The sequence below is a fragment of the Paraburkholderia caribensis genome (assembly GCF_002902945.1).
GTDB classification, from domain to species: domain Bacteria; phylum Pseudomonadota; class Gammaproteobacteria; order Burkholderiales; family Burkholderiaceae; genus Paraburkholderia; species Paraburkholderia caribensis.
Genome location: NZ_CP026103.1, coordinates 418059 through 442076, shown reverse-complemented (window position 1 = coordinate 442076; position 24018 = coordinate 418059). Strand labels below are relative to the sequence as shown.

Sequence of the window (24018 nt, the reverse complement as noted above, 5' to 3'; positions counted from 1 at the left end):
CGAACTGGCACAAACAGGCAGACAAAGCCTGTTTTGTATGGAGACAGGGCGAGACGATGGCTTCCAGCATAGGCAAGGCAGCACGCAGCAACGGCGCCGCAACCGGGGCAGACCAGACAAACGGTGATGCCGTCCAGACAAAACGCGCGACCTATATCGAGGTATCGGCGTCGATCGAGGACGAGATTCGCGGCGGGGTCTATCCGCCCGGCAGCCGTCTGCCGCCGCAGCGTCAACTCGCCACCGAGCTCGGCATCAATGTGTCGACGGTGTCGCGCGCGTACAAGGAATTGCAACTGCGCGGCCTCGTGATCGGCAGCAAGCGGCGCGGCTCGCTCGTGACGGGCGGCGCCATGCCGCGTGTCGAAACCGCGAGCGCGCCGAATGCCGCGCCGGGCGGCGCGATCGATCTGACCGTCAACCGGCCCGCGACGGGTGAGTTCCTCGCGTCTCTCGCAACGACGCTCTCCGATCTGCCGCGCGATCCGCGCTATGCGTCGCTACAGGAATACCAGCCGCCGCAGGGTCCCGACTGGGCGCGCGCAGCGGGCGCGAAGTGGATGGCGGGGCCGGGCTTCATGCCGTCGCAGGAACATCTCGTCGTCACCAGCGGCGCGCAGCATGGCCTCTATGCCGTGCTCAACAGCCTGATCGGCACGGACGGGGTGATCGTCGCCGACCGGCTCACGTATTACGGCCTGAAGGCGCTTGCGCCCGTGTTCCAGTTCGAGATAGTCAGCGTGCCGAGCGACCGCGACGGGCTGATCACGGATGAAGTCGAACGCATTTGCAGCCGCGTGCCCGTCAAGGCGATTTTCACGGTGCCGAATCTGCAGAACCCGACCGTGACGACGATGAGCCTGGAACGGCGTGTGGCGCTCGTCGATATCGCGCGGCGTTATGGCGTGGCGATCATCGAAGACGACGTGTATGGCCCGCTCGTTTCGCAGCGTCTGCCTACGCTTGCCAGTCTGTGCCCGGAGCTGACGTTTCACATCGCCGCGACCTCGAAGATACTCGCACCCGGGCTGCGCCTGGGCTATCTGCTGAGTCCGCCCGAGCGCGCCGCGCTCGCCGCCGAAGCCGTGCGTACCACAGCCTGGATGCCTGCGCCGATGTCGATGCTGATCGCGACGATCTGGATCGAGGACGGCACCGCGCGACGCATCATGGACGCGCAACTCGCGGAAATCCGCGTGCGGCACGATCTTGCGCGGCAGATTCTGCCGCAAGAGTGGCTGGAGTCCGACCCCGCGTGCATGTTCGTGTGGCTCAAGCTGCCGCCGCCGTGGCGCGCCGACGATTTCGCCGCGAATGCGAGAGCGCGCGGCGTGGTCGTGATGCCGTCGTCGGCCTTTGCGGTCGACCGCGCCGAGGTCGAGCACGGCGTGCGGATCAATCTCGCGTGCGCGTCTTCGCGCGAGCAACTGGTGAGCGCGCTGCAAACGCTGGCGCAAGCGTTGCGCGATCGCCCGCGTGCGTTGTTCGGCACGATCTGATTGCGCGCCCGCCTTGCGCTACAGTTTCGCGGCCTGTTCCGGATCGCCCGATCCCGACACAATCGCGATCAGGCCGAGCACATTGCCGATCAGGCGTCCCTGACGGTCGAGATGCGGCTCGGGTCTCAATGACTTGAGCGCGTTCATCACAAGCGCCCTGGCGATGTAACGCACCGCTTCGCTGCGCGACATCTCGCCCTTGCGCCGCAAATAGTTCGGGTTCACGACTTGCGAATAGCCGAAGCGCTTCCCCGACACGCGGCCCGATGCGATGCCCAGATGCACGCCGCGCATCTGCGCGCATCGCACGATGGGGCCGCGGCTCGCCAGCCGGCACGAAAAGTCCTTGTCTTCGAGCCAGCCATACAGCACGAGCCGCTCGTCGAAACGCAGGCCGCTCATTGCGTTCATGCGGCATGCCATGTTGCAGCCGTAGAGTGAAATGCAAGGCGTCAGCGCATGCGGCGCACTTTCCGCACTTTCCGCATCGGCTACGATGCGACTGGCATTGCCCCACGTGAGCGGACACCCTTTCGAGCCGTCCTGCACTGTATTCCCCGACACGCCGAGCACGGTGGGATTGGACTCGAACATCCGCACGCACTGTTCGATCCAGTCGCGGCATGGCGCGTAATCGTCGTCGAAGAATACGACGACGTCGATATCGGCCGGAAGCGCATCGAGCGCGCGATTTCTTTGCGCGGGCAAACCGGCGGGCCCGAAGATGCGCATCACGGGAAACGGCGTCGGGTACTTTTCACCGATGTCAGCTTCGTTCGTAGCGGAAAGAATGACGACACAAGGCCTCAAGGTTTGACGCGCGAGAAATGCGAGCGCGTTGGGTATTGCGTCGGGACGTCCTTTCGTCGCGATGACGATTGCGACACGTGCCGCGTCAAGCTCATTCATCGCGTCGACAGTGCGAAGCTCCATCACGCTCTCCATCATCTCTCCCGTTGTCGCGACATGCATGGACGGCTCGATTAAAGCTAGCACGTATGATCTGCGGCAACGGCGCATGGCGAGATGGCGCGAGAGGATTGTCCGAAATCCATGATGTGTTGTCCAAGGGCGGGATCAAACAGCAATGTGCGTGATTTTTACGTTGATAAGCATACCGAATTATTAAACGCCACCCTTAACGGCATCAATCTGGTCCTTTCTACCTGGGGAACGATATAAAAAGTACTCCCTACACATTCGCAGCATGTGCATCTTTACAGCGTGCATTCAATGGGAAGAACCTACCTGACAGTCGAAAGAGACGCAGCGCGACCGCGCATTTCTTTCCGCATCGCGCAGTGTTCGAGGCGACGGGTCAGACGAAAGGGAGCAATGCGTTTGAATGGCGCCTACAGACTGCCGTTCTCGACGACCCGGCCTTCAGCGCGCCAGCGCAACATGCCGCCCGCCAGATTCGCGACATCCTCGAAACCCGCCTGGCGAAGCATCACGGTCGCTTGCGCAGACCGGCCGCCCGCGCGGCAGACGGTCACAACTGGACGTTCCTTGTCGAGCTCCGCCGCGCGTTTCGCCAGGCTGCCGAGCGAAATCAGCTTCGCCTCGGGAATCCGCCCAAGCGGGCCGTCGAATTCGTCGGGCTCACGCACGTCGACGATCTGCACCGATTGCAGATGCTCTTCGAGCCATTGCGGATGTATTTCCCAAATCCCCGCGAACGTGTAAGTCAGCGGCGCCCATTCGGATTGCGGCGTGAGCGACGGATCGCTGGCCGCGACGCCGCATTTCAGGTTGGCAGGCACGGCGACATCGATTTGCCGCGGATGCGCAAGGCCGAGATTGGTCATGTAGACCGCGAAATCGTCTTCACAAAGCTCCCCGCCCAACCGGGGATTGAACCGCCGCTCTTCGGCCACGCTCGTCACCGTGAGGCCTCGATAATCGTGTGCCGGATACAGCAGGCAGTTTTCGGGCAGCGAGAAAAGCTGCTCGTGCACCGCGCGAAACAGCGCATGCGGATTGCCGTTCTGAAAGTCCGTGCGGCCAGTACCGCGAATCAGCAGACAATCGCCCGTGAAGGCCATCGTTTCGTCGTCGAGCACGAGACTGATGCAGCCATTCGTATGACCAGGCGTCGCGCGCACACGCAATTGCCGTGCGCCGAACGCAATCGAATCGCCATGGCTCAGATAGCGATCCGCGCCCTCCGCGCCGCTCGCCGCCGATATCGCAATCTGGCTGCCCGTGCGATTTTTCAACAGCCACGCGCCCGTCACGTGATCCGCATGAAGATGCGTGTCGATCGTATAAAGCAGGCGCAGACCGAGTTCGTCGACGAGCGCGGCATCGCGGCGCGTCTGCTCGAACACGGGGTCGATCAGCACGGCTTCGCGCGTGTCACCGTCAGCGAGCAGATAGGTGTAGGTAGACGATTGCTGGTCGAACAGCTGTCGGAAGATCAGCGCGCTCACGGTCTCTCAACGTGTGTCGGAAAATGTCTCTGATGCGAATGGAAACTACGCCGGCGCGCGGCACAAGCGCGCCGGACCGTCGCTCAAGGTCTCACTTGGGTTGCTGCACGTAACGCAAATACGGCTTCAGCGTCTTGAAGCCCTGCGGATACTTCTCTTTGGCAGCGTCATCGGAAACGGACGTCGGAATGATCACGTCCTCGCCCGGTTTCCAGTTCACGGGCGTGGCGACCGTGTGCTTCGCGTTCAGTTGCAGCGAGTCCAGCAAACGCAGCACTTCGTCGAAATTCCGGCCCGAGCTCATCGGATAGACGAGCATCGCCTTCACCTTCTTGTCCGGCCCGATCAGGAACACCGAACGCACCGTCGCGTTGTCGACGGCCGTGCGTGGGCCGCCGCTCGCTTCCGGGTGAATCATGTCGTAGAGCTTCGCGACCTTCAGATCGGCGTCGCCGATCATCGGATAATTGATCGCGTTGCCCTGCGTCTCCTCGATGTCCTTCACCCATCTCTGGTGATCGCTGACGGGGTCGATGCTCAGTCCGATGATCTTCGTGTTGCGCTTGTCGAACTCCGGCTTGAGTCCCGCCATATAGCCCAGTTCCGTCGTGCAGACGGGCGTGAAGTCCTTGGGGTGCGAGAACAGGATTGCCCAGCTATCGCCGATCCATTCGTGAAAACGAATCGTGCCTTCCGTGGTTTCCGCCGTGAAATCGGGCGCTACTTCTCCTAGTCGAATCGCCATCTTCTTCCTCCGTGGTAACAGGTTCCGACCGATGCGTCGGATGCCGCCACCGTCGATGTAACGACGGCCGGCGGGTTATCGGGAATCAGCATAGAGAGCTTCTGACGTTAGCCGCCGGCCATGATGCCGCACGACCTGGCGGGAGCGCAAGCGGTTCGCGACCGCTCCCGATCGACACCGACGCAAGACGAGCGTGAATGCGCAGCAGGTAACTTTTATAGCGTAGAACAAATTACACGTTTCGTGTGCAGTTTGTCAGCGCGCAGGCTTTTTCATGCCCGTCTGTTCGTTACGGCACGGATAGAGAGCGCGCGAGAGGTCGCGCGCCACGGCGGCGAGCGGGCACGGTCCGCTCGCCGCGCATCAGACCATTACTGTTCGACCTGCCGGTTCCAGCGCTGATCCCACTGCGCACGGTGCGCGTTGATCGAATCCCAATCGACGACCGTCACCTTCTTCACCAGATCATCCAGATTGCCGAGGCTCTTCTGCATCGCGGGCGTCATCGTTGCGTGCTCGTTGGTCGGAATCTGCTTGCCCGCTGCCGCTGCCTTCGATTGAGCCGGCGCCGACAACAGGAACTGCGCGAGCTTTTGCGCAAGCTGCGGATCGGTGTTGTTCTTCACGACGCACAGATCGACCAGCAGCAAGACCGCGCCTTCTTTCGGATTCGCGTAGCCGACAGGAATGCCCTTGTCCTGCAGATCGCCGACGGCCGTCGGCGTCAGCGGGAAGATACCGGCTTCACCCGTTTGCACCATCTCCGAGAGCTTCGCCGAATTGGGAATGTACTCGACGACATTCGGCCCAACCGTGCTCGACCATTTGCTGAAACCCGGCTCGACGTTCTGATCGTTGCCGCCCATCAAACGGTTGATCGCGAGAAAGCCGTGCAGGCCGAACGTGCTGCTCGACGCGGACTGGAACACCACTTTGCCCTTGTACTTCGGATTGGCGAAATCCATCCACGAGGTGGGCGGCGCCCAGCCCTTCTCCGCGAACAGCTTCGTGTTGTAGCCGATGCCCGTCATGCCGAGCTGCACGCCCGCGCCGACGTCATCCTTCATGCGCGCGAACGGATACAGCTCTTTCAGCACCGGCGCATCGTCGAGCTTCTGGCACACGCCCATGCTGACGGCGCGCGCCATCACGCCGTCATCGAGAAACGCGACGTGAATCTGCGGGCTGTTGCGATTGGCCAGCAGCTTCGCCAGCACATCGGACGAAGTACCGGGCACCACGACGACCTTCACGTTGTTCGCCTTCTCGAAGTCGGGCAGCACCTGGCTCGTGTACGCCTTCTCCATCGGGCCGCCGTTCATGCCGATGTAAATCGTTTTGGTTTGCGACCAGGCGGGCGCAGCCGCGCCGATCGCACACACGGCGGCCAGCGCCGCGACCGTGCTTGACAGCTTCATTGTGGGTCTCCTGACAGGATTAAAGAACAGCGGGGATCGCGCTTCGGTTGAAGCGGCCGATCGCAAACGCATCGAGCGGCGTCGAAGTCTCGCCGTCGATCACGAGGTCGGCCAGCACCTCGCCGACACCGGGCGCAAGCAGAAAGCCGCCGCCCGAAAAACCGAATGCATGCAGCAGGCGCGGCACCTTCTGGCTCGCGCCGATCACGGGGTTGCTGTCGGGCGTCTCGCCTTCGACGCCGCTCCACGTGCGGATCAGCAATGCGTCGCGCAAGGCGGGCAGCAGCGCGCACGCGTCGCGCATCACGGCGCGCGTGGTCTGCGTGGACGGTTGCGCGTATTCGCCGTCGCCATGGCCGCGCCCGCCGCCGATCACGCAGTTGCCGCGTTCGACCTGGCGCGCGTACACGCCGCCGCCCACGACGCCCAGGTTGTGCGCGATGAAGCGCGGCAGCGGCTCGGTCACCCACATGTTCGGGTAGATCGGTTTCATCGGCACGGCTTCGTTGAAAAAGCCCGCAACGGTGTTCGCCCACGCGCCCGCGCTGTTGATCAACCAGTCGGCGGTGATGCGTTCGTCGCCGGCGCGAAGCTGGAAGCGCGTGCCGTCATGCGCGATGTCGGTGAGCGCGGTTTGCTCGCGCACCACGGCGCCCGCGCGTTGCGCCGCGCGCGCAAAGGCGGGCGACACGAGGCGCGGATTCGCGTGGCCGTCGCTCATGCATAGCGAGCCGCCCAACGCCGCGCCGCCAAGCCACGGATAGCGCTTGCGAAACGCCGCGCCCGCCAGCAGCCCGGTTTCGAGCCCATGTTCGCGCGCCATCGCGGCCCATGTTTCGAGCACGGCAAAATCGCTGTCGCGTCGCGCCAGACGCAGATGACCCGACACCACGAGCTCCCCGTCGATGCCGATCAGTTCCGGCAAGCGGTCCCAGACGCGCCGTGCGCGCATCGCAAGCGGCATCTGTTCGGCGGGGCGCCCCTGGCAGCGCACGCCGCCGTAGTTGACGCCGCTCGCCTGGGCGCCGCAATAGCGCCGCTCGAACAGTCCGACGCGCACGCCGCGCCGCGCGAGCGCCAGTGCCGCCGACGCGCCGACCAGCCCGCCGCCCGCGATCACGACCTGATAGTGAACAGCGTCACTCATCGCGTGCCTCCTCGGGAATCGCGGCGACGTCGTCGTCGAACAGCATCGGCGAGATGGGAATGGGCTTGATGGGCGCCTGGCTGCGCAGACGCCCGACGCCTTCGACCGGACGCCCCGTTTCCTCACTCAGCAGCGCAATGGCCGCTTCGCCGCACATGCGTCCCTGGCAGCGGCCCATGCCGACACGCGTCAAGGCCTTGAGCCGGTTGATCTCGCCCGCCTCGCCGCCGCGAATGCAGCGCCGTAACGTACCCGCATCGACTTCTTCGCAACGGCAGACGGTCATGTCGTCGGGCCATTGCTTCGCGGGTTGCGAGGGTGGCGCGAAGGCCGCTTCGATACCAGCGCGAAACACGGCAATGCGTTGCAGGCGGCGCTCCAGCGTCGCGGCATCGAGGCCATCCGTCTGCGCCGGATGCGCGATGCGCAGATCGTCGAGCAGCGCGAGCGCCGCACGCCGGCCCGCGAGTTCAGCCGCATCCGCGCCCGCGATGCCCGCGCCGTCGCCTGCGAGATAGATGCCGGCCACCGAGCTGCGCCCTGCCGCGTCGCGCTCGGGCAGCCAGCAGCCGTTCAATGAATCGAAGCGAAAGCGGCATCCGGCGAGATCGGCGAGCTGCGTTTCCGGGCGCAAGCCGAAGCCGAGACCGACGGCATCGCAGGCAATCGTCTCGATGCGCCCGTTATCACGCGATGCCTTGAAGCGAATGCCCGCCACGCCGTCCTCGCCGTCGATACCGGCCAGCGTCACGTCGCGCTCCACTCTGACGCCGCGAGCCTTGAGCCACGCCACGTAATAGACGCCCTTGGCGAACGTCGACGGCTGACTGATGAGCTTCGGTACAGCAGCGACCTGCTTCGACCACGCGCTAGTGTCGAGCACGGCTTCGATCCGCGCGCCCGCCTTCGCGTATTGATACGCGACGAGATACAGCAACGGCCCCGTGCCCGCCAGCACGACGCGCCGCCCGATCGCGCTGCCCTGCGCCTTCAGCGCGACCTGCGCGCCGCCCAGCGTATAGACGCCGGGCAGTGTCCATCCGGGCACGGGCAACACGCGATCCGTCGCGCCGCTCGCGATGATCAACTGCGTGAACGCCACGCTGGCCTCGCGGCCATTGCACATCGTGTCCAGCCTGCGGCCTTCGCACGACCATACGAGCGTCTCCGGCCGATAGTCGATATGCGGGACAAGCGCGCGCATCGCTTCGTGCACGGCATCGGCCTTCTTCCACTCGAAGCCGTAGAGCGTCGCCTTGCTGCGGCGGAAACCCGCATCGGCCGGCGGCTGACGATAGATCTGTCCGCCCCAGCGCGCGTTTTCATCCAGCACGATGGGCCGGATGCCCGCCGCCACCAGCGTCTGCGCCGCGCGAATCCCCGCAGGCCCCGCGCCGACGATCACCACCTGTTGGCCACGCGTCATGGCGCGCCCTTCGTCACGATCCGCATGCCTTCTTTCACCGGCGTCGAACATGCGCGAATCCGCGCGCCGTCTTCGCAACGCACCCAGCAGTCCTGGCACGCGCCGATCATGCAAAAGCCCGCGCGCGGCTCGCCGCTGAATTCGCTGTGACGCACGTGGCGCTGCTGCATGAGAATGGCCGTCAGCACGGTATCGCCCGTCAGCGCGCCGGCTTCGACGCCATCGAGAAAGAATGACACCGGCGCGCGTTCGGCTTCGGCCACGCGCAGCAACTGGCTGTGGGAACGGGACATGTGAGCGGGAGAGCAAGAAGCCATCAGTGCTGGCCAATCAGAATGCGGTTAAGACCGTAGACACGGTCGAGCAGCAGCATCGCGCCCGCCGTGATGAAGATGACGAGCGCGGAGACGGACGCCATCATCGGATCGATCGATTCGGTGGCGTACATGTACATCCGCACCGGCAGCGTCACCGTCTGCGGCGACGTGACGAAGATCGACATCGTCAGTTCGTCGAAGCTGTTGATGAACGCAAGCAGCCAGCCGCCCGTGATGCCGGGCACGATCATCGGCAGCGTGATGCGGCGGAACGTGGTCCACGCGTCGGCGCCGAGCGACGACGCCGCGTGCTCGATGCTGCGGTCCAGCCCGCTCACCGACGCAAGCACGAGGCGCATCACGAACGGCGTGATCACGACCATGTGCGCAAGAATCAACCAGGCGAAAGAACCCGTTGCGCCGATCAGCGCGAAGAAGCGCAGCATCGCGATGCCGAGCACGAGGCCGGGAATCACGAGCGGCGACAGCAGCAACGCATTGAGAAAATTGCGCCCCGGAAAGCGCGCGCGGCCAATCGCCAGGCCCGCAGGCAAGGCCACGACGAGCGACAGCGTCGCCGAAGCGAAGGCCAGTTTCAGGCTGTTGAAGAACGCCGTGATGAAGTCCGGATAGTCCAGAATCGCGCGAAACCAGCGCAGCGAGAAGCCATGCGTGGGCAGCGTCAAGGTTTCGTCGGGCGTGAAGGCAACCAGCACGACGATCGCCAGTGGCGCGAGCACGAACAGAATCACGATGGTGTGGAACGCGAGTGCAAAGGGGCCGTTCTTGCGCATGATGTTTCGCCTGTCGGGTTCGCGTCAGCCCATGCTGCGCGTGTAGCGCCGCTCGAGCACGCGGTAGTAGGTGAGCATCACTACCAGGTTCGCGACCAGCAGCAGCACCGCGATCGTCGCGCCGAGCGGCCAGTTCATCGAGCTCAGGAACTGGTCGTAGACAGCCGTCGCCGCCACCTTCAGACGGCGTCCGCCAAGCAGGCCGGGAATCGCAAAGGCGCTCGCCGAGAGGCCGAACACCATCAGGCTGCCGGACAGAATGCCGGGCACGAGTTGCGGCAACACGATGCGGCGCAACGTCGTCGCAGGCGACGCCATCAGCGACAACGCCGCGTTCTCCGTCTGCGGATCGAGCCGCTGCAACGCGGTCCACACGGGAATCACCATGAACGGCAGCATCACGTGCACGAGCGCAATGACGATGGCGAAGGTCGTGTATTCGAGCTTGTACGGTCCGAGGCCGAACAGCGCGAACGCCTGATTGACGAGACCGTTCGTATTGAGCAGCATGCTCCAGCCGAATGCGCGCACCACTACCGACACCAGCAGCGGCGCGAGAATCACCAGCAGGAACAGTGAGCGCCAGGGGTCGCGCATGCGCGACAGCACATAGGCTTCGGGTGTGCCGATCGCGACGCACAGCACGGTAGTCAGCAAGGCGATGCCGAAGGTGCGCAGGAAGATCGTGTGGAAATACGATGAGCCGAGCACTTCGACGTAGTTGTGCAAGTCGAATGCGGCGATCGGGCCGCTGGCGGGATCGAAGCGGTAGAAGGTCAGCGCGAGCGTCATGGCGAGCGGTACGAGCACGAGCGTCGCGAACAGAATCAACGCGGGCGCGCTCATCAGCCAGAGCGGCACGAAGGCGCGCCATGGCGCGCGCGCTGCGCTGGCGTTCGCGCTTTGCGTGGCGGGCAGCGTGCTATCCATGCGCGCGCTCCTGGCCGATCAGGCGCAGCGAATCGCTATGCCAGTCGATGCCGACTTGCGCGCCCTCCGAAAACGGTTCGTTGCCTTCGTTCTGACAGCACACCAGCATCTCGCCGACGCGGCTGTCGAGCCGGTAAAGCCATTGGCTGCCGAGAAAGAAACGGCTCGTCACGTTGCCCGCGAGACGCCCTTTGTCGGGCGCGCAGAGGCGCAGTTTTTCCGGGCGAATGCACAGCGTGACGGCGTCGCCGACGCCGATCGCCTGGCCTTGCGCGGCCAGTTGCGCCACGCTGCCCGTTTCCGCGAGATCGTGGCCCAGGTCGATGCCGATCGCGTCGCCGTCGCGCGATACGATCTTGCCCGCCAGCATGTTCGCCTTGCCGATGAACTGCGACACGAACAGATTCTCGGGCCGCTCGTACGCGCGATACGGCGTGTCGATCTGCGTGATGCGCCCCGCTTCCATCACGACCACGCGATCGCTGATCGACAGCGCTTCGGATTGATCGTGCGTGACCATGATGGTCGTCGTGCCGATCTTGCGTTGAATGGCGCGCAGTTCGAACTGCATGTCCTCGCGCAGCTTCGCATCGAGGTTCGACATCGGTTCGTCGAGCAGCAGCACGGGCGGCGCGATCACGATCGCGCGCGCAATCGCGACACGCTGCCTTTGACCGCCCGACAATTCCCGCGGAAAGCGATGCGCGAGCGCATCGAGCCGCACCAGCGCGAGGGCTTCGCGCACACGGTCGGCGCGCTCGGTTTTATCGACGCCGCGCATTTCCAGCCCGAAGCTGACGTTCTGCGCAACGCTCATATGGGGAAACAGCGCGTAGCTTTGAAAGACGATGCCGAGGCCGCGCCGGTTCGGCTTCATGTGCGTGATGTCGCGGCCGTCGAGCATGATGCGGCCGCGCGTCGTTTCGATGAAGCCCGCGATCATCTGCAGCGTGGTCGTCTTGCCGCAGCCCGACGGGCCGAGCAGCGAAACGAATTCGCCCTTTTCCACCGCGAGGTTGACGCCCGTCACGGCGTGCAGATCGCCGAACGTCTTCGAAACGTCAGTCAATGTGAGGAACGACATGGTCTGGCCTTTCGGTGCACGGCACCGGCTGAATCGACGGGTGTCTGTTGAGCCGACTCTAGCTAGCCAAATTCCAGAGCGTCAATGTCAAATTCCAATCAACGATATAAAGATTCCATTTCTTCCGTTGAGTGGAATATTTGTCCCATGCTCATGCGTTATGTTCCGCTGCGTGCCGTCAGTGAAAATACTGAAGCGCGCGTGTACTGTCGCTTTCAAGGCGTTTGGAGACAACAGTTTGTTTTTCAGGAAGAACATCAGCTAGTATTCCGTTCAATGGAATCCGAATCGAGATCGCCAATGAATTCTTCGAAAGAAGCCGAAGCTCCCGGCACCGGCATGTTGCAGCGCGCATTCGCGGTGATCCGGGCGCTCGGAGAAATTCAACCCGAAGGCGGCCGCGTCACGCGCATCGCGAAAGCCGTCGGGCTGACGCAGGCCACCGTGCATCGCATCCTGCATGCGCTGATTGCCGAAGGGGTCGTCGAGCAGGATCAGAGTACGAAGCTTTATCGGCTGAGCGTCGACTTTTTTGCGCTGGCCTCGCAGGCCGGCAATCCGAGCGGCATGCGCGAACTGTGCCGCCCTGCCTTGCTGCGACTGTGCGCGAGTCTCGGCGACACGATCTTCCTGCTCGTCAAAAGCAGCTTCGATGCCGTGTGTCTCGACATGTGCGAAGGCCCGTTTCCGATCCGCTCGTTCACAGGCGATATCGGCGGCCGCGTCGCACTGGGCGTCGGCCAAGGCAGCCTTGCGATTCTCGCGTTCCTGCCTGAAGCCGAGCGCGAAGAGATTATCCGCTTCAACGTGCCGCGGCTGCGCAGTTATGGCGTGCTCGACGAGGTCTATCTGCGCACAGAAATCGAACGCGTCCGGCAACTCGGCTACGCGGGGCGCAATAGCGGCGTGCTGGAAGGCATGGCGGGCGTGGCCGTGCCGATCATCGACCGGACGGGCTGCGCGGTGGCGGCGCTGAGCGTCGGCACACTGTCGGCGCGTCTGGGCGAAGACCGTTTGCCGATGGTCGTCGAGCTTCTCAAGCGCCAGGCCGATCTGATCGGCCCGCAGGTGAATCCGTTCGATGTCGCGATGCGCCGTCCGATGCACGGTCTGACACGCGCGCTGACGACAGAACCGATCGCGTGACGCGCGACTTACATACCGCCCGATAAAGGCGCGGATGCTTTCGCAAGCGGATGCGCGGCACCCGCTTGCGCCATCAGCGCAACGGCGGCTGAATCGGGCATACCGTTGGCGTCGATGGCACCCGCTTTCGCGAGCGCATCGAGATCGCTATCGACGCCTGCCTGCCCGACCGTGAATGGCGTCGTCAGGAACGCGGGTGCAGCGAGCGTGACGGCATAGTGTTGCTGCAGATTCGCGACCACCGCCGATTGCGCATTCAGGACATTGCTCTGGTTCGCAAGCGCCTGCTGAAATTGCGCGTTGCTGGCGAAATTCGCAATCAGACTGGACACGCTAGTGCCGAGTTGCGCGGCGAGGTAGACGAGCATCAGTTCGGTTTCGGGCGTCGTGTTGAAGGTGCCGCCAGCGAAGGCGAGCGAATGCAGCGTCGTGCCGCCGGAAGTCACGGTCATCACGCACGGCGGCGTCGCATTGAATGCGAGGCTGTAGCGTCCGCCGCCATCCGTTAACGTGGCCCCCGAGCCTTGCGCGCAGGCCACGTTGAGGTTCGCGCTCGCGAGTGCCTTGCCGGTGGCCGCCGTGCCAGCGAGCGCAAGGTTCTGCACCACGACTGCGCCCGTGCAGCCGTCGAAGCCGATGCACACGCTGCCGCCACACCCGGCAATCGCGGCGAGCGACGCAGCACAGAGGGCAGACACCGTTGGGCGAACGAAGCGGGCGATGCACAGGTTCATGGCCGTCTGCCGTCGATGAAAGGGCGCAGATTTTCATTCTAGCGCGCCCTTTCGGGCCAGACGCACGGCATCCGCTTGCGCACGCGCGCACGTGACGAACGCCTAGATCACGTTGATCGCGACTTCGATGTTGCCGCGCGTGGCCTTCGAGTACGGACACAGTTCGTCTGCGGCATGCACGACTGCTTCGGCGAGTTCGCGCGGCACGCCCGGCATGCTCACGTCGATCCGCGCGCCGAGGAAGTACGCGTTGCCCGTCATGCCGAGATCGATCTCGATGTCGAGCGCGAGGTCGGACGGCAGCGCGACTTTCTTCGCCTTGGCCGCCAACCCGATCGCGGTGATCAGACATGCCGACCACGCGCCCGCGAACAGTTGCTCCGCCGTCGGATGCGGATCGGCGGCTTCGAACACATGCTGCGGATGTGCGTCGTTGCCCGGCGCGGACAGTCTCAGGTCGAGCCGCTCTTCGTGGCCGCGCGAAGCGTCAGCGTGCTGGCTTGCCGTCGTGTGCGTCTTGCCCGTGAACAGGACTTTTTCAATTCTGGTCATTGTGATTCCTAAGTCGAAAGTGGAGATCGGTTTATATAAATCATGCGATTCAATCGCATGCGATGCATATTGATGGAAGCGCCCCGCCATGTCAATCGCATACGATTTAATCGCTCACACGCTTTCGATAGTGATCAGCGAAGCGACGCAACGTGATCGAATGAAACACGCGGCCAGGAAACACCAAAACCGGCCCATCGCACGCAAGAATCGAATGATGGAAGTATGCTTGGCTGACGGGCAGCCAACACTTGCGCAACGCCCACGCGCCACCCCGTCATGCGCCGGAGGAAGTCCGCGATGAGCAACGAGTCAACGCCGTCAGACGCAGCGCCCGCCCGTGAGCCCGCCACGGACGCGAACCTCTTTGACGGCGATCTCCTCGAAGACCCGAGCGTGCGCGATCATCCGCGGCACCAGCAGATGTTTCCCGTGCTCTCGGAAGCGGAAATCGATCGGATACGCCGCTTCGGCGCGCCGTCGCGCTACACCACGGGCGCCCTGCTCTATCGTGCGGGCAGTCTGTGTCCCGGCGTGTTCGTGCTGCTGTCGGGCAAGGTGCGGATAGTCGGGCGCGACGGTCTCGGCCACGAGCGGATTATTCATACCTACACGCAACGCGGCGAGTTCACGTCGGATGTCACGCAGCTCTCCAGCAAGCCGGCCGTGGTCGACGCGCACGTGGTCGAAGACGTCGAAGCGATCCTGCTACGGCCCGACGAACTGAGCGCGATGATGATCAGCGAAGCCGATCTGGGCGAGAAGATCATGCGCGCGCTGATTCTGCGGCGCGTTCTGGTGATCGAGCGCGGACACGGCGTGGTGCTGGTCGGCCCGTCCAACCACGGGCGGCTGATCGCGCTGCAAAACTTCCTGCGCCGCAATGTGTTCCCCAGCCTGACGCTCGACGCGGACAAGGACGCCGAAGCCATCGCGTTGCTCGCACGGCTGACCCCGCAACCCGACGACTTTCCGCTCGTCCTGTGCCCGAACGGCACGGTGCTGCGCAATCCCGACGAAGGACAGCTCGCTTCGTGTCTCGGGCTGATTCCCGAATTCGATCCGGCGCATGTGTACGACGTCGCCATTGTCGGCGCGGGTCCGGCGGGACTGGCGGCGGCCGTGTACGCGGCTTCGGAAGGGCTGTCGGTGGCCGCGCTCGATTGCCGCGCGCCCGGGGGCCAGGCCGGCACCAGTTCGCGCATCGAAAACTATCTGGGTTTTCCGACGGGCATCACCGGCCACGCGCTAGCGGGCCGCGCATTTGTGCAGGCGCAGAAGTTCGGCGCGCACATCGGCATTCCGTGCGAGGTGCGGGCCCTGTATTGCGACAAGCAGCCGCCCGTCGTCGAACTCACCGACGCCCGGCGCATCACTGCGCGTACCGTCGTGATCGCGAGCGGCGCGGAGTATCGGCGCCCGGACGTCGACGGGCTGGAGCGTTTCGAAGGCTCCGGCGTCTACTACTGGGCAACGCCGATCGAGGCGCGTCTGTGCCGCAAGGAGCCCGTGCTGCTGATCGGCGGCGGCAATTCGGCGGGACAGGCAGTCGTGTTTCTGGCGTCGCATGCCGAGCATGTGCACATGTTCATACGCGGCGCGAGCCTCGAGCACAGCATGTCGCACTATCTGATCGAACGGATTCTCGCGCTGCCGAACGTGACGCTCCACACGCGCGTCGAACTGACGGCGCTGCAAGGCGATGCGCGGCTCGAACGCGTGCACTATCGCGGCGCGGGCGGCATCGAAGGCAGCATGACGACGCATCATCTGTTCGTCTTCATCGGCGCCGAGCCGAACACCGGCTGGCTCAAGACATGCGGCGTGGCGCTCGACGACAGGGAGTTCGTCTTGACGGGGCCCGACATTCCCGGCGCCGGGCTGCAATCGATGTCATTGCAGACCAGCGTGCCGGGCGTCTTCGCGATCGGCGACGTGCGCTCGGGGTCGACCAAGCGGGTCGCGTCGGCAGTCGGCGAAGGCGCGGGCGTGGTCGCGCAGATCCATCGTCTGCTGGCCGAGGCGCGGGCCGCGTGTTAGCGGGCGCGCCGCGCGGCCGGGCTATTTCAACAATCCGAACACCGCGACGCCATTCGTCGTGCCGACATACACGCGTCCATGCGCGACCATCGGCGTGATGTACTTGTTGCCCGCGCCGAACGTATCGCGCGAGCCGGACTGATTGCTGTTGTACAGCTCCTGCGCGAGATTCGCGGCATTGAACGCATGCAGCGCCGCCACCGCGCCGTTTTCCGCCGCCCACACGATCGCGTTCTGCGCGCCGTTCGCCGAGATGCTCGGCGTCGTGCCCGGATACGGGAACTTGAAGCCGCTTTGCGATGCGGGCGTGGCGGCGAGACGCGCGCCGCTGACCGGGAACGCCTTCAGGTTATCGCCGACCGCGCCGTAGTACACGACGTTGCCGTAAAACGCCGCCGTCGTGAACACGCCGCCTATCAGTTGGCCGTCGATCTCCTGCCAGATCGCATTGCTGGAGCCGTTGAATTTGCCCAGGTTGTCGCGATCGACGACATAAATCTTCGAGTCCTTGCCCGAGCCGAGCGCAAGACGCCGGGTGACGCCGCTCGCATCGACGAGATCGGGTAACACCATCGCGCCGCCGGAACCGAGGTCGGCGTCGCGCGCGGATTGCGACACGGTATCGAAAGTGGCGAAATAGTCCGCCACACTGAGGTTCGGCGCGGCTTGGAGTTTGATGAACGCATTGCCGAAATTGCCATTCGATGGAAAACCTTGCGCGTTCAACGTGGTGTCGAACGTGCCGTTGGCATCGAGCAGATAGAGCGACGTGCCGTCCGACGCCATGCCGCCGCCACCCATCCATACCGCGCCGCCGCTGCCGTTCGGCGTCAGGTTCAGCGCGCCCGTCTGCGCGAGCGTATCGGCGTTGTAGGCCATCACCCAGCCGCCGTAGACCCCCTGGTCGCAGTGCGAGGTCCACGCCAGATAGACGTTGCCGTTGACCAGCGTCAGCGCCTGCCGCTCCGCGTATTGCTGTGGATCGAATACGGTCACGCCGTTGCTGCTGTTCGCGCCGCTGCCCGGATAGCGGCCCGTTATGTCCGTGGGTCCGCCGAGCGCTTCGGCGCCTGTGGCGAGATCGATGGCGTGCAGGCGCTGATGAATCGTGCCGGCGCCGTCCTTGCTCATCGCCACCGCATACATCACGCCGTTCGTCCCGCGGCCGCGATCGATGACGGGCGTCGCCGTAATGCCGATCTCAGGGGAAATCTGCGCGCAGTTGCGCGGATCGCTGGTCGTTTCGCCCGCGCCGAGCAGCGAGCGCTGCCAGAGCTGGGCGTTGCTGTCGGCGTCGAATGCGTACACGCTCGCGTGCTCGGTCGCGACGTACACGACGTTGTGCGCCGCGCCGTTCACCTGCACGTTGCCGACGTACAGCGGTTGCGCGTCCACTTTGCCGTCGACGGACAAAAAACCCACCTTGCCGAAGCTCGCCGCGTTGACGTTCGCGGGCGTGAGCGTGGTTTCCGCGAGGTATTGCCCTGTGCGGGCCACATCGTTGTGGTAGGTGAGCACGTCGGTGACTGCCGCCGCCGTGCCGCCCGAACTGCCCGAGCCCCCCGAACCGCCCGGACTGCCCGAGCCGCCGCTCCCGCCGTTCGTGCTCGCGTTGTTCGACGAGCCGCCCCCGCTGCACGATATGCAAATCGCCGTGACGAGGCCCAAAATCGCGATATGCCGGGAACTGCGCAGATTGGAGAACGAACGCTGCCAGCGGTTCATGGACGTCTCCCAGGCGGTCGGGCGACCGCATAGATTGTCGGCCTTGCAGGTGTCGAAAGTCGCATGTCGGCGAAATTCCGGCATTGCAACTGAGCAATTTGCGTTCCGCGACGCGCCAGATTCATGCGACGGATAACGCCGCGTCGCGCGTTAAATACGCACGTACCTCACGAGACATTCGATATGTTTTCAGAACCGGCACGGCGCCCGTGGCTCGCCGCGGCATGGATCGCCTTGGCATTGGCGGCGGCAAACCGCGCGCACGCCGCCGCAGACACCGCATCGTCGCGACAGAACGGGCCCGTCGCGCATGTCGCCGATCAGGCCATGCGTGTCGTTACGCCCGAAGGCGACGGCACGTTGCCACTCTACGCCGATCGCAACATCGACGCCGCACAACCCGGCGTCACGCGCGTATTCATCATCGTTCACGGCACGTTGCGCAACGCGGACCAGTACTTCGCCACCGGGCAGCAAGTGCTCGCCGCTGCCGGGCCGGATGCAACACGAACCATGATTGTCGCGCCGCAGTTTCTGACGACGCGCGATCTGCGCGCGTTCCCGATGCCTGAAAGCACGCTCGCGTGGTCCGAAGCCGGATGGAAGGAAGGCGCGCCCGCGCGCCGCCCCGCGCCGGTGAGTTCCTTCGCCGCGCTCGATGCGCTGCTCGAACATTTCGACGACAGGCAGCGCTATCCCGCGTTATCTTCGGTGACGGTGATCGGGCATTCGGCGGGTGCGCAGGTCGTGCAGCGTTATGCCGTGGCGGGACGCGCCGGTGAAGCGCTGGCGCGCGACGGCATCCACGTGCGGTACGTCGTCGCGAATCCGTCGAGCTATCTGTACTTCGACGATGAACGTCCCGTCTCGCGCGGTGTTTTCCAGCACGTCGATACACAGGCCTGTCCGCGCGCGGTCGAATGGAAGTACGGCATGGCCGACCCGCCGGCTTATGTCGCCTCGCAGGACGCGGCGCAAATCGAGGCGCGCTACGCGAAGCGCGATGTCGTGTATCTGCTCGGAATGGAAGACGTGAACCCGCGCACGCATTTTATCGACCGCTCCTGCGCGGCGATGGCGCAAGGTCCGTTCAGGCTCGCGCGTGGGCTTGCGTACTTCGACTATCTGCAACGGCGGTATCCCGTCGGCCTGAATCAGCGCGTGGTCGAAGTGCCCGGCGCGGGACACGACGCGCGACGCATGCTGACATCCGAGTGCGGCATGGCCGTGCTGTTCGACGGGCGAGTGCCGTCGTCATGTCCCGGCGAGCGTGAAATGCCGTCGCGGTGAGGCAGCTTGCGATTGCGAGCGCCACGCGTCGAGTTCAACGTGCGAGGACGCGGATTCGAACCCCCGCCGCGCTCAGTCGACCGTTGCCATCGCATCCATCGTGGTCAGGCAATGCAGGTCGAGCGCGCGCGTGTGCTCCGTCATGTAGTCGACGAACACGCGGATGCGCGCCGGAAGATGCTTGCGGCTCAGATAGCAGATGTAATGACGGCTGTCGTCGGGGGCATACTGGGTGAGGCAGGTGACGAGACGCCCTTCGCCGAGCAGATCGCACACCTGATAACCAGGCAGTTGCGCGATGCCTAGTCCGTCCAGCACCGCCTGGAGAATCAGATCCGGGTCGTTGAAGGTATGCGGCGCATGCAACTGGCGGCGCACCGGCAGGCCGTCGACCTTGAATTCCCACTCCCTCACGCGCCCCGTCGCCGTACGCAGGTTGATGCAGCGATGATCGGCCAGTTCGTCGACATGGCGCGGCAAGCCGTGCGCGGCCGCATACGCGGGCGACGCGCAGACGATCATCTGCATGGGTATCAATTGACGCGCGACGATCTCGCTGTCTTCCATGCGTCCGTCGCGAAACGACACGTCGATGCGATCGGCCGTGAAGTCGGCGGGACGGTCGTTGAGCAGCAGTTCCAGCGAGATATCCGGGTACTGCGCATGAAAGCCGCGCAGCAACGGCGCGACGATCCTGCGCCCGAAGCCCGGTGTCGAGTAGATGCGCAGCCGCCCTCGCGGCGGCCCGCTGCGCAGCTCGCGCATCTCTTCGAGCGCCTGGACGATACGCTCGACACCCGCCTGGCAGTTCTCGAAGAAGAGTTCGCCTTCGCGCGTCAGCGACGTGCAGCGGGTGGTGCGCAGAAAGAGGCGCGTATCCAGCTGGGCCTCCAGCTTCTGCACGTTCCTGCTGACGGACGAGCGGCCAATGCCGAGGCGATCGCCCGCCTTGGCGAAACTGCCTTCGTTGGCAACGGCAAGAAAGGAAACAACACCGGCGAAACTCGTTGCAAACGTGCTGGCAATCGGATCGTCGGCGCCCGTCACGGAGCGGCGCGGTGCGTAGTCTGACATGGAAGCGCGAAGAGTGAAGTCCATATCCGACTAGACGTTTCAGCGCTTGCGTTTGTGACGTGGCCCGCGAATTTTCTTTTGCGGCCTTGCGCAAGGCCGCTCGCGCGTCCTATTTCTCCGGCACCAGAATGGGCGCGCCCTTGTCCTTCAGCAGCAGCACAAGAAACTTCGCGGGCTTCGTCTGGCTCGCGTTGTGGCCCACCGTGTGAACATCGTTCGGGCCTTCATAGAAGGACTGGCCCGGCGTCAGCGTGACTTCCTTGCCGCCTCTGACCTGCATCACGATCGACCCTTCGAGCACGTAGATGAACCCGTGCGCATGATGCCGATGCACCGGGTCCACGGCGCCGGGCGGATATTCGACCAGGATCATCAACGCTTCCTTGCCGGGATAGTCGTCGAGCGGCCTGGTCATGACGGGTGTCACGATGGCCGCGGGCGGCTCGGCGCGGGCCTGGTTCGTCAACGTGCCCGCCATGACGAGCAGGGCCGCGACAATTCTCTTCGAGCAAAACATCATGCGCTCCTCACATGGCGGCCCGCACAGGCCGAGGTTGAACGGGAACGGCGCCCCGGCTCAGGCGAGGTTCGCCTTGTCCAGGCCGAATGCCTTGTCGGACGATCCCGGCACGAACTTGAACGCCACGTTCGCACGGTTCCAGGCGTTGATGGCCATGACTTCGAATGTCAGGTCCGACAGTTCCTTTTCCGAAAACTGGCCGCGCACACGCTCGTAGATATCGTCGGGCACGCCGTGCTCGGGCAATGTGGTCAGCACTTCCGTCCACGCGAGCGCGGCGCGTTCGCGCGGCGAGAACAGCGTCGACTCGCGCCAGATAGCCACATGATGGAGACGCAGCGCGCGCTCGCCGTGAATCGTCGCTTCCTTCACGTGCATGTCGAGGCAAAAACCGCAACCGTTGATCTGCGAAGCGCGGATATTGACGAGATCGCGGATCGGTTCTTCAATGGCGCAATCCTTCAGAAGATTGCTGAGCTCGATGAACTTCTTCGCTAGCTCGGGCGATTGATGGAAGTAGTTGATACGCTGAGTCATGACTTCTCCTGGCGACGATGACGGAAGCATCCGTGCGGGACGGATGCCGTTCGCGGTAGTGAACCGCACGAAGCCATGGTAGGTTCGTGACGCGCGCCGCGGTAGACCTGCGGACGGGCTCACCGTGTTGCCCATCCGGCACCAATCCCGCGGTCAGCCGCTGTCAGCCGCTGTCAGCCGATCACGGGCGCCGCGATCGTCGTCGCACTCAGGGTTCGCCGTAGGCGGCGGCGATGCGCGCCAGCTTGTCGGGATTGCGTTGAACGTGAATGCTGACGATACGCTCGCCGTCCGTTTCGAACGACATCGCCGATTCGAGCTTGCCTTCGATATACCGCAACAGCGCGCCCTGCCCGTTGAGCGTCACGAGCTTGACGTGAACCCCGCCCGGAAAACGCCGCAATGCCGCATAGAACAGCTGCGCAATACGCCGGCCGCCCATCATCGGCTTCGGGAAGCTCTTCACCTTGCCGCCGCCGTCGCCGATCAGCGTGGCGTCCTCGGCGAGGAACGCGTTGATGGCGTGGAAGTCCGCGCTCGCGAGCGCCTGCGCAAAGCCCTGCAACAACTGGCGATGCTTCTCGCGCGGCACCGCATAACGCGGACGCTCGTCGCGCAGTTGCGCCTTCGCGCGGCTCACCAGCTGACGGCATGCGGATTCCGTCTTGCCGATCGCATCGGCGACCTCGTCATAGTCCGCGTCGAAGACTTCGCGCAGCAGGAAGGCGGCGCGCGCTTCGGGCGTGAGCCGTTCGAGCAGCATCAGGAACGCGACGGACACGTCGTCGGCGCGCTCGGTCATCTCCTCGGGCGTCGCGGGCGAGTCGCTGATCTCAGGCTCGGGCAGCCAGATGCCCGTGTAGTGCTCGCGCTGGATTTTCGCTGCACGCAGACGGTCGATGGACATGCGCGTCGTGACGGAAACGAGCCACGCTTCGGCGTTGTCGATGCTCGCGTGGTCGGCTGCGTGCCAGCGCAACCAGACGTCCTGCACGATGTCTTCGGCTTCGGCGACGGAGCTGAGCATCCGGTAGGCGATTTTCTGCAGGCGCGGGCGAAGCTGGTCGAAGGCGTAGGCGTCGGCGTCCATAAGGTGCGTGGCCTCGCCCTTCTCATCGAATGAAAGAGGGCGAGACATGACAGAGCGGAGATGACAAAGCCGAAGTTTGCCATGGATACGCTACCAGGATGGTAGACGGGACACGCTTGATATGAAGAATCGGGCAACGGCTCGAGCCGCTGCGTCTTCGAGAAAGCCCGTGATAGCGCCTGCGCCGCAGATACGTTTTGTTTAATTGCCGCTGCTTTGGAAGATGCAGGGCACGCACTGATGGGCCAGTCCGAACGATTCGAGAACGGGCGCCAATTCGCAGCTTGCCGTGCGCGTTGGCTTGCGGCATCTGTTCTGACGCCCGTTCGCTACGTCACACGGATCAGAACGCGTGACGCAGGCCAACCGTCACGGCAACCTGCGAATCCGTCGACGACGGCGACAGCGTGTTGATCATCGCGTGCGACAGCACCGAATCCGCCGGTGCGCCATGCACGTTCTGATAAACGCCTTCAAGGTAGAAGTCGGTGCGCTTGCTGAGTGCGTAGTCGGTTTGCAGCATCGCCGTGTTCCATCCCGGCGACGAACCGTTGTACGCGCCATGCGTATACGTGTAGGCGCCCGACACGCTCAAGGCCGGCGTCAGCGCATATTTCGCGTTCACTTCGTAGTTATCCAGTCGCAACGAACCGGCCAGCGTTCCCGCCGATGAATCGTTGGCGCCGAGATAGGTGCCCGTGCCGAACGAGAACACACCCGCGGCGTTGTCGATCTGCGAATGGCTCCACACGAGACCAACCGTCGCCGGGCCAAACGTGTAGTTGCCGCCAACCGACCAGATGCGCTGCCGTTCCGCGATGAAGTTCGCGCTCGTATCCGACGACGTGGTCGCGCCGCTGCCGTTGCCCGCATTGTTGAACTGCAGGTAACCGGCGGCGAGATTGACGGGGCCCATCGCATACGACACGCCGAAGCCATACGAGCGGTTGTTCGCGAAGTCGCCTGCCTTGTTGCTGAAGCTATACATCGTTTCGACCGTAACGCCGCTCCACGTCGGGCTGGTGTACTTGACCGAGTTGTTGATGACGACGGAGTTCGCAGCGAGGTTGTCGTTCTCGAACGGATGCGCGGCCATGCTGCCGCCCCACGTGTTGAACTCGGCTGTCAGCGGCCCGACAAGGTCGTTCATCGCGTCGAACTGGCGGCCGAAGGTCAAGGTACCGTACGGATCGCTTTGCAGGCCGACCCACGCCTGCGAACCGAAGGCACTGCCCGAAAATGCCTGCGCGCCGTTGTTCAGCAGGAAACCCTGTTCGAGCTTGAATACGGCATGCAAGCCGCCGCCCAGATCTTCCGAGCCCTTGAGCCCGAACACCGTATTCTGCGTCGAGCTGCTCACCATCTGCCAGTTGCTGTGGCCCTGCTGGTTATTGGTGTACACCAGACCGGTGTCGATAAGACCATAGAGCGTCACGCTGCTTTGCGCATGCGCGGAAGCGGTAAAAACTCCGAGTGTTGCGAGGGCGAGTAAAGATTTCTTCATGTTGGTTCGGCTCC

Annotated in this window: 22 protein-coding genes; 4 read left to right on the top strand and 18 right to left on the bottom strand. The window is 64.1% G+C overall.

Annotated features, from left to right (window positions below; genetic code table 11):
* Positions 1 to 56 precede the first annotated feature (56 nt).
* The gene (locus tag C2L66_RS31445) at positions 57 to 1499 is read left to right on the top strand and encodes an aminotransferase-like domain-containing protein (RefSeq protein WP_060610191.1); all 1443 of its coding nucleotides are present in this window, start codon (positions 57 to 59) and stop codon (positions 1497 to 1499) included.
* A gap of 18 nt (positions 1500 to 1517) precedes the next feature.
* Here C2L66_RS31445 and C2L66_RS31440 read toward each other — a convergent pair whose 3' ends face one another.
* The 10 genes from C2L66_RS31440 to C2L66_RS31395 all read right to left on the bottom strand — a co-directional run bounded on the left by C2L66_RS31440 (position 1518) and on the right by C2L66_RS31395 (position 11792).
* Positions 1518 to 2432 (bottom strand): glycosyltransferase family 2 protein, encoded by a 915-nt coding sequence (locus C2L66_RS31440; protein WP_233445088.1) that lies wholly within the window; start codon positions 2430 to 2432, stop codon positions 1518 to 1520.
* A gap of 419 nt (positions 2433 to 2851) precedes the next feature.
* Entirely contained in the window at positions 2852 to 3922 is a 1071-nt protein-coding gene (locus C2L66_RS31435) for an MBL fold metallo-hydrolase (RefSeq protein WP_060610762.1), read from the bottom strand.
* Between the two features lie 100 nt (positions 3923 to 4022).
* Positions 4023 to 4676: a peroxiredoxin gene (locus C2L66_RS31430; protein ID WP_054931732.1), complete on the bottom strand. Its 654-nt coding sequence runs from the start codon at positions 4674 to 4676 to the stop codon at positions 4023 to 4025.
* Between the two features lie 371 nt (positions 4677 to 5047).
* Positions 5048 to 6094: an extracellular solute-binding protein gene (locus tag C2L66_RS31425; protein ID WP_054931731.1), complete on the bottom strand. Its 1047-nt coding sequence runs from the start codon at positions 6092 to 6094 to the stop codon at positions 5048 to 5050.
* A 19-nt stretch (positions 6095 to 6113) separates the two neighbouring features.
* Entirely contained in the window at positions 6114 to 7241 is a 1128-nt protein-coding gene (locus C2L66_RS31420; protein WP_060610189.1) for an NAD(P)/FAD-dependent oxidoreductase, read from the bottom strand.
* Entirely contained in the window at positions 7234 to 8667 is a 1434-nt protein-coding gene (locus C2L66_RS31415; protein WP_060610186.1) for an FAD/NAD(P)-dependent oxidoreductase, read from the bottom strand. The genes C2L66_RS31420 and C2L66_RS31415 overlap by 8 nt, the downstream gene beginning before the upstream one ends.
* Positions 8664 to 8984, bottom strand: a complete 321-nt coding sequence (locus C2L66_RS31410; protein ID WP_060610182.1) for a (2Fe-2S)-binding protein — start codon at positions 8982 to 8984, stop codon at positions 8664 to 8666. The genes C2L66_RS31415 and C2L66_RS31410 overlap by 4 nt, the downstream gene beginning before the upstream one ends.
* The gene (locus C2L66_RS31405; RefSeq protein WP_035995755.1) at positions 8984 to 9778 is read right to left on the bottom strand and encodes an ABC transporter permease; all 795 of its coding nucleotides are present in this window, start codon (positions 9776 to 9778) and stop codon (positions 8984 to 8986) included. Before C2L66_RS31405 ends, C2L66_RS31410 begins: the two co-directional genes overlap by 1 nt.
* Before the next feature lie 24 nt (positions 9779 to 9802).
* Positions 9803 to 10708, bottom strand: a complete 906-nt coding sequence (locus tag C2L66_RS31400) for an ABC transporter permease (protein WP_060610180.1) — start codon at positions 10706 to 10708, stop codon at positions 9803 to 9805.
* Positions 10701 to 11792 (bottom strand): ABC transporter ATP-binding protein, encoded by a 1092-nt coding sequence (locus C2L66_RS31395; protein WP_054931726.1) that lies wholly within the window; start codon positions 11790 to 11792, stop codon positions 10701 to 10703. Before C2L66_RS31395 ends, C2L66_RS31400 begins: the two co-directional genes overlap by 8 nt.
* Before the next feature lie 300 nt (positions 11793 to 12092).
* On the opposite strand from C2L66_RS31395, the gene C2L66_RS31390 reads away from it, so the two are divergent.
* Positions 12093 to 12938, top strand: coding sequence for an IclR family transcriptional regulator (locus C2L66_RS31390; protein ID WP_060610177.1), 846 nt, complete (start codon positions 12093 to 12095; stop codon positions 12936 to 12938).
* A gap of 8 nt (positions 12939 to 12946) precedes the next feature.
* Here the strand turns inward: C2L66_RS31390 and C2L66_RS31385 are convergent, their stop codons facing one another.
* Positions 12947 to 13672, bottom strand: coding sequence for a hypothetical protein (locus C2L66_RS31385; RefSeq protein WP_060610174.1), 726 nt, complete (start codon positions 13670 to 13672; stop codon positions 12947 to 12949).
* A gap of 102 nt (positions 13673 to 13774) precedes the next feature.
* Positions 13775 to 14224 (bottom strand): Ohr family peroxiredoxin, encoded by a 450-nt coding sequence (locus tag C2L66_RS31380; RefSeq protein ID WP_060610171.1) that lies wholly within the window; start codon positions 14222 to 14224, stop codon positions 13775 to 13777.
* Positions 14225 to 14524: 300 nt separating this feature from the next.
* Here C2L66_RS31380 and C2L66_RS31375 point away from each other — a divergent pair, with 300 nt between their 5' ends.
* A complete protein-coding gene (locus C2L66_RS31375; protein ID WP_054931720.1) occupies positions 14525 to 16264 on the top strand; it encodes an FAD-dependent oxidoreductase in 1740 nt (579 codons plus the stop codon).
* 21 nt (positions 16265 to 16285) lie between these two features.
* On the opposite strand, the gene C2L66_RS31370 is transcribed toward C2L66_RS31375, so the two are convergent.
* Positions 16286 to 17989 carry a PQQ-binding-like beta-propeller repeat protein gene (locus tag C2L66_RS31370; protein WP_060610759.1) on the bottom strand — a complete coding sequence of 568 codons (1704 nt, stop codon included), beginning with the start codon at positions 17987 to 17989 and terminating at the stop codon, positions 16286 to 16288.
* A 183-nt stretch (positions 17990 to 18172) separates the two neighbouring features.
* On the opposite strand from C2L66_RS31370, the gene C2L66_RS31365 reads away from it, so the two are divergent.
* A complete protein-coding gene (locus C2L66_RS31365; RefSeq protein ID WP_060610169.1) occupies positions 18173 to 19279 on the top strand; it encodes an alpha/beta hydrolase in 1107 nt (368 codons plus the stop codon).
* Positions 19280 to 19351: 72 nt separating this feature from the next.
* Here C2L66_RS31365 and C2L66_RS31360 read toward each other — a convergent pair whose 3' ends face one another.
* The 5 genes from C2L66_RS31360 to C2L66_RS31340 form a co-directional block, all read right to left on the bottom strand.
* Positions 19352 to 20353, bottom strand: a complete 1002-nt coding sequence (locus C2L66_RS31360; protein WP_054931718.1) for a LysR family transcriptional regulator — start codon at positions 20351 to 20353, stop codon at positions 19352 to 19354.
* Positions 20354 to 20462: 109 nt separating this feature from the next.
* Positions 20463 to 20870 (bottom strand): cupin domain-containing protein, encoded by a 408-nt coding sequence (locus C2L66_RS31355; RefSeq protein WP_054931722.1) that lies wholly within the window; start codon positions 20868 to 20870, stop codon positions 20463 to 20465.
* 60 nt (positions 20871 to 20930) lie between these two features.
* Positions 20931 to 21410 carry a carboxymuconolactone decarboxylase family protein gene (locus tag C2L66_RS31350; protein WP_060610166.1) on the bottom strand — a complete coding sequence of 160 codons (480 nt, stop codon included), beginning with the start codon at positions 21408 to 21410 and terminating at the stop codon, positions 20931 to 20933.
* A 208-nt stretch (positions 21411 to 21618) separates the two neighbouring features.
* Positions 21619 to 22500, bottom strand: a complete 882-nt coding sequence (locus C2L66_RS31345) for an RNA polymerase sigma-70 factor (protein WP_060610163.1) — start codon at positions 22498 to 22500, stop codon at positions 21619 to 21621.
* A 343-nt stretch (positions 22501 to 22843) separates the two neighbouring features.
* Entirely contained in the window at positions 22844 to 24004 is a 1161-nt protein-coding gene (locus tag C2L66_RS31340; RefSeq protein WP_054931715.1) for a porin, read from the bottom strand.
* Positions 24005 to 24018: the final 14 nt, after the last annotated feature.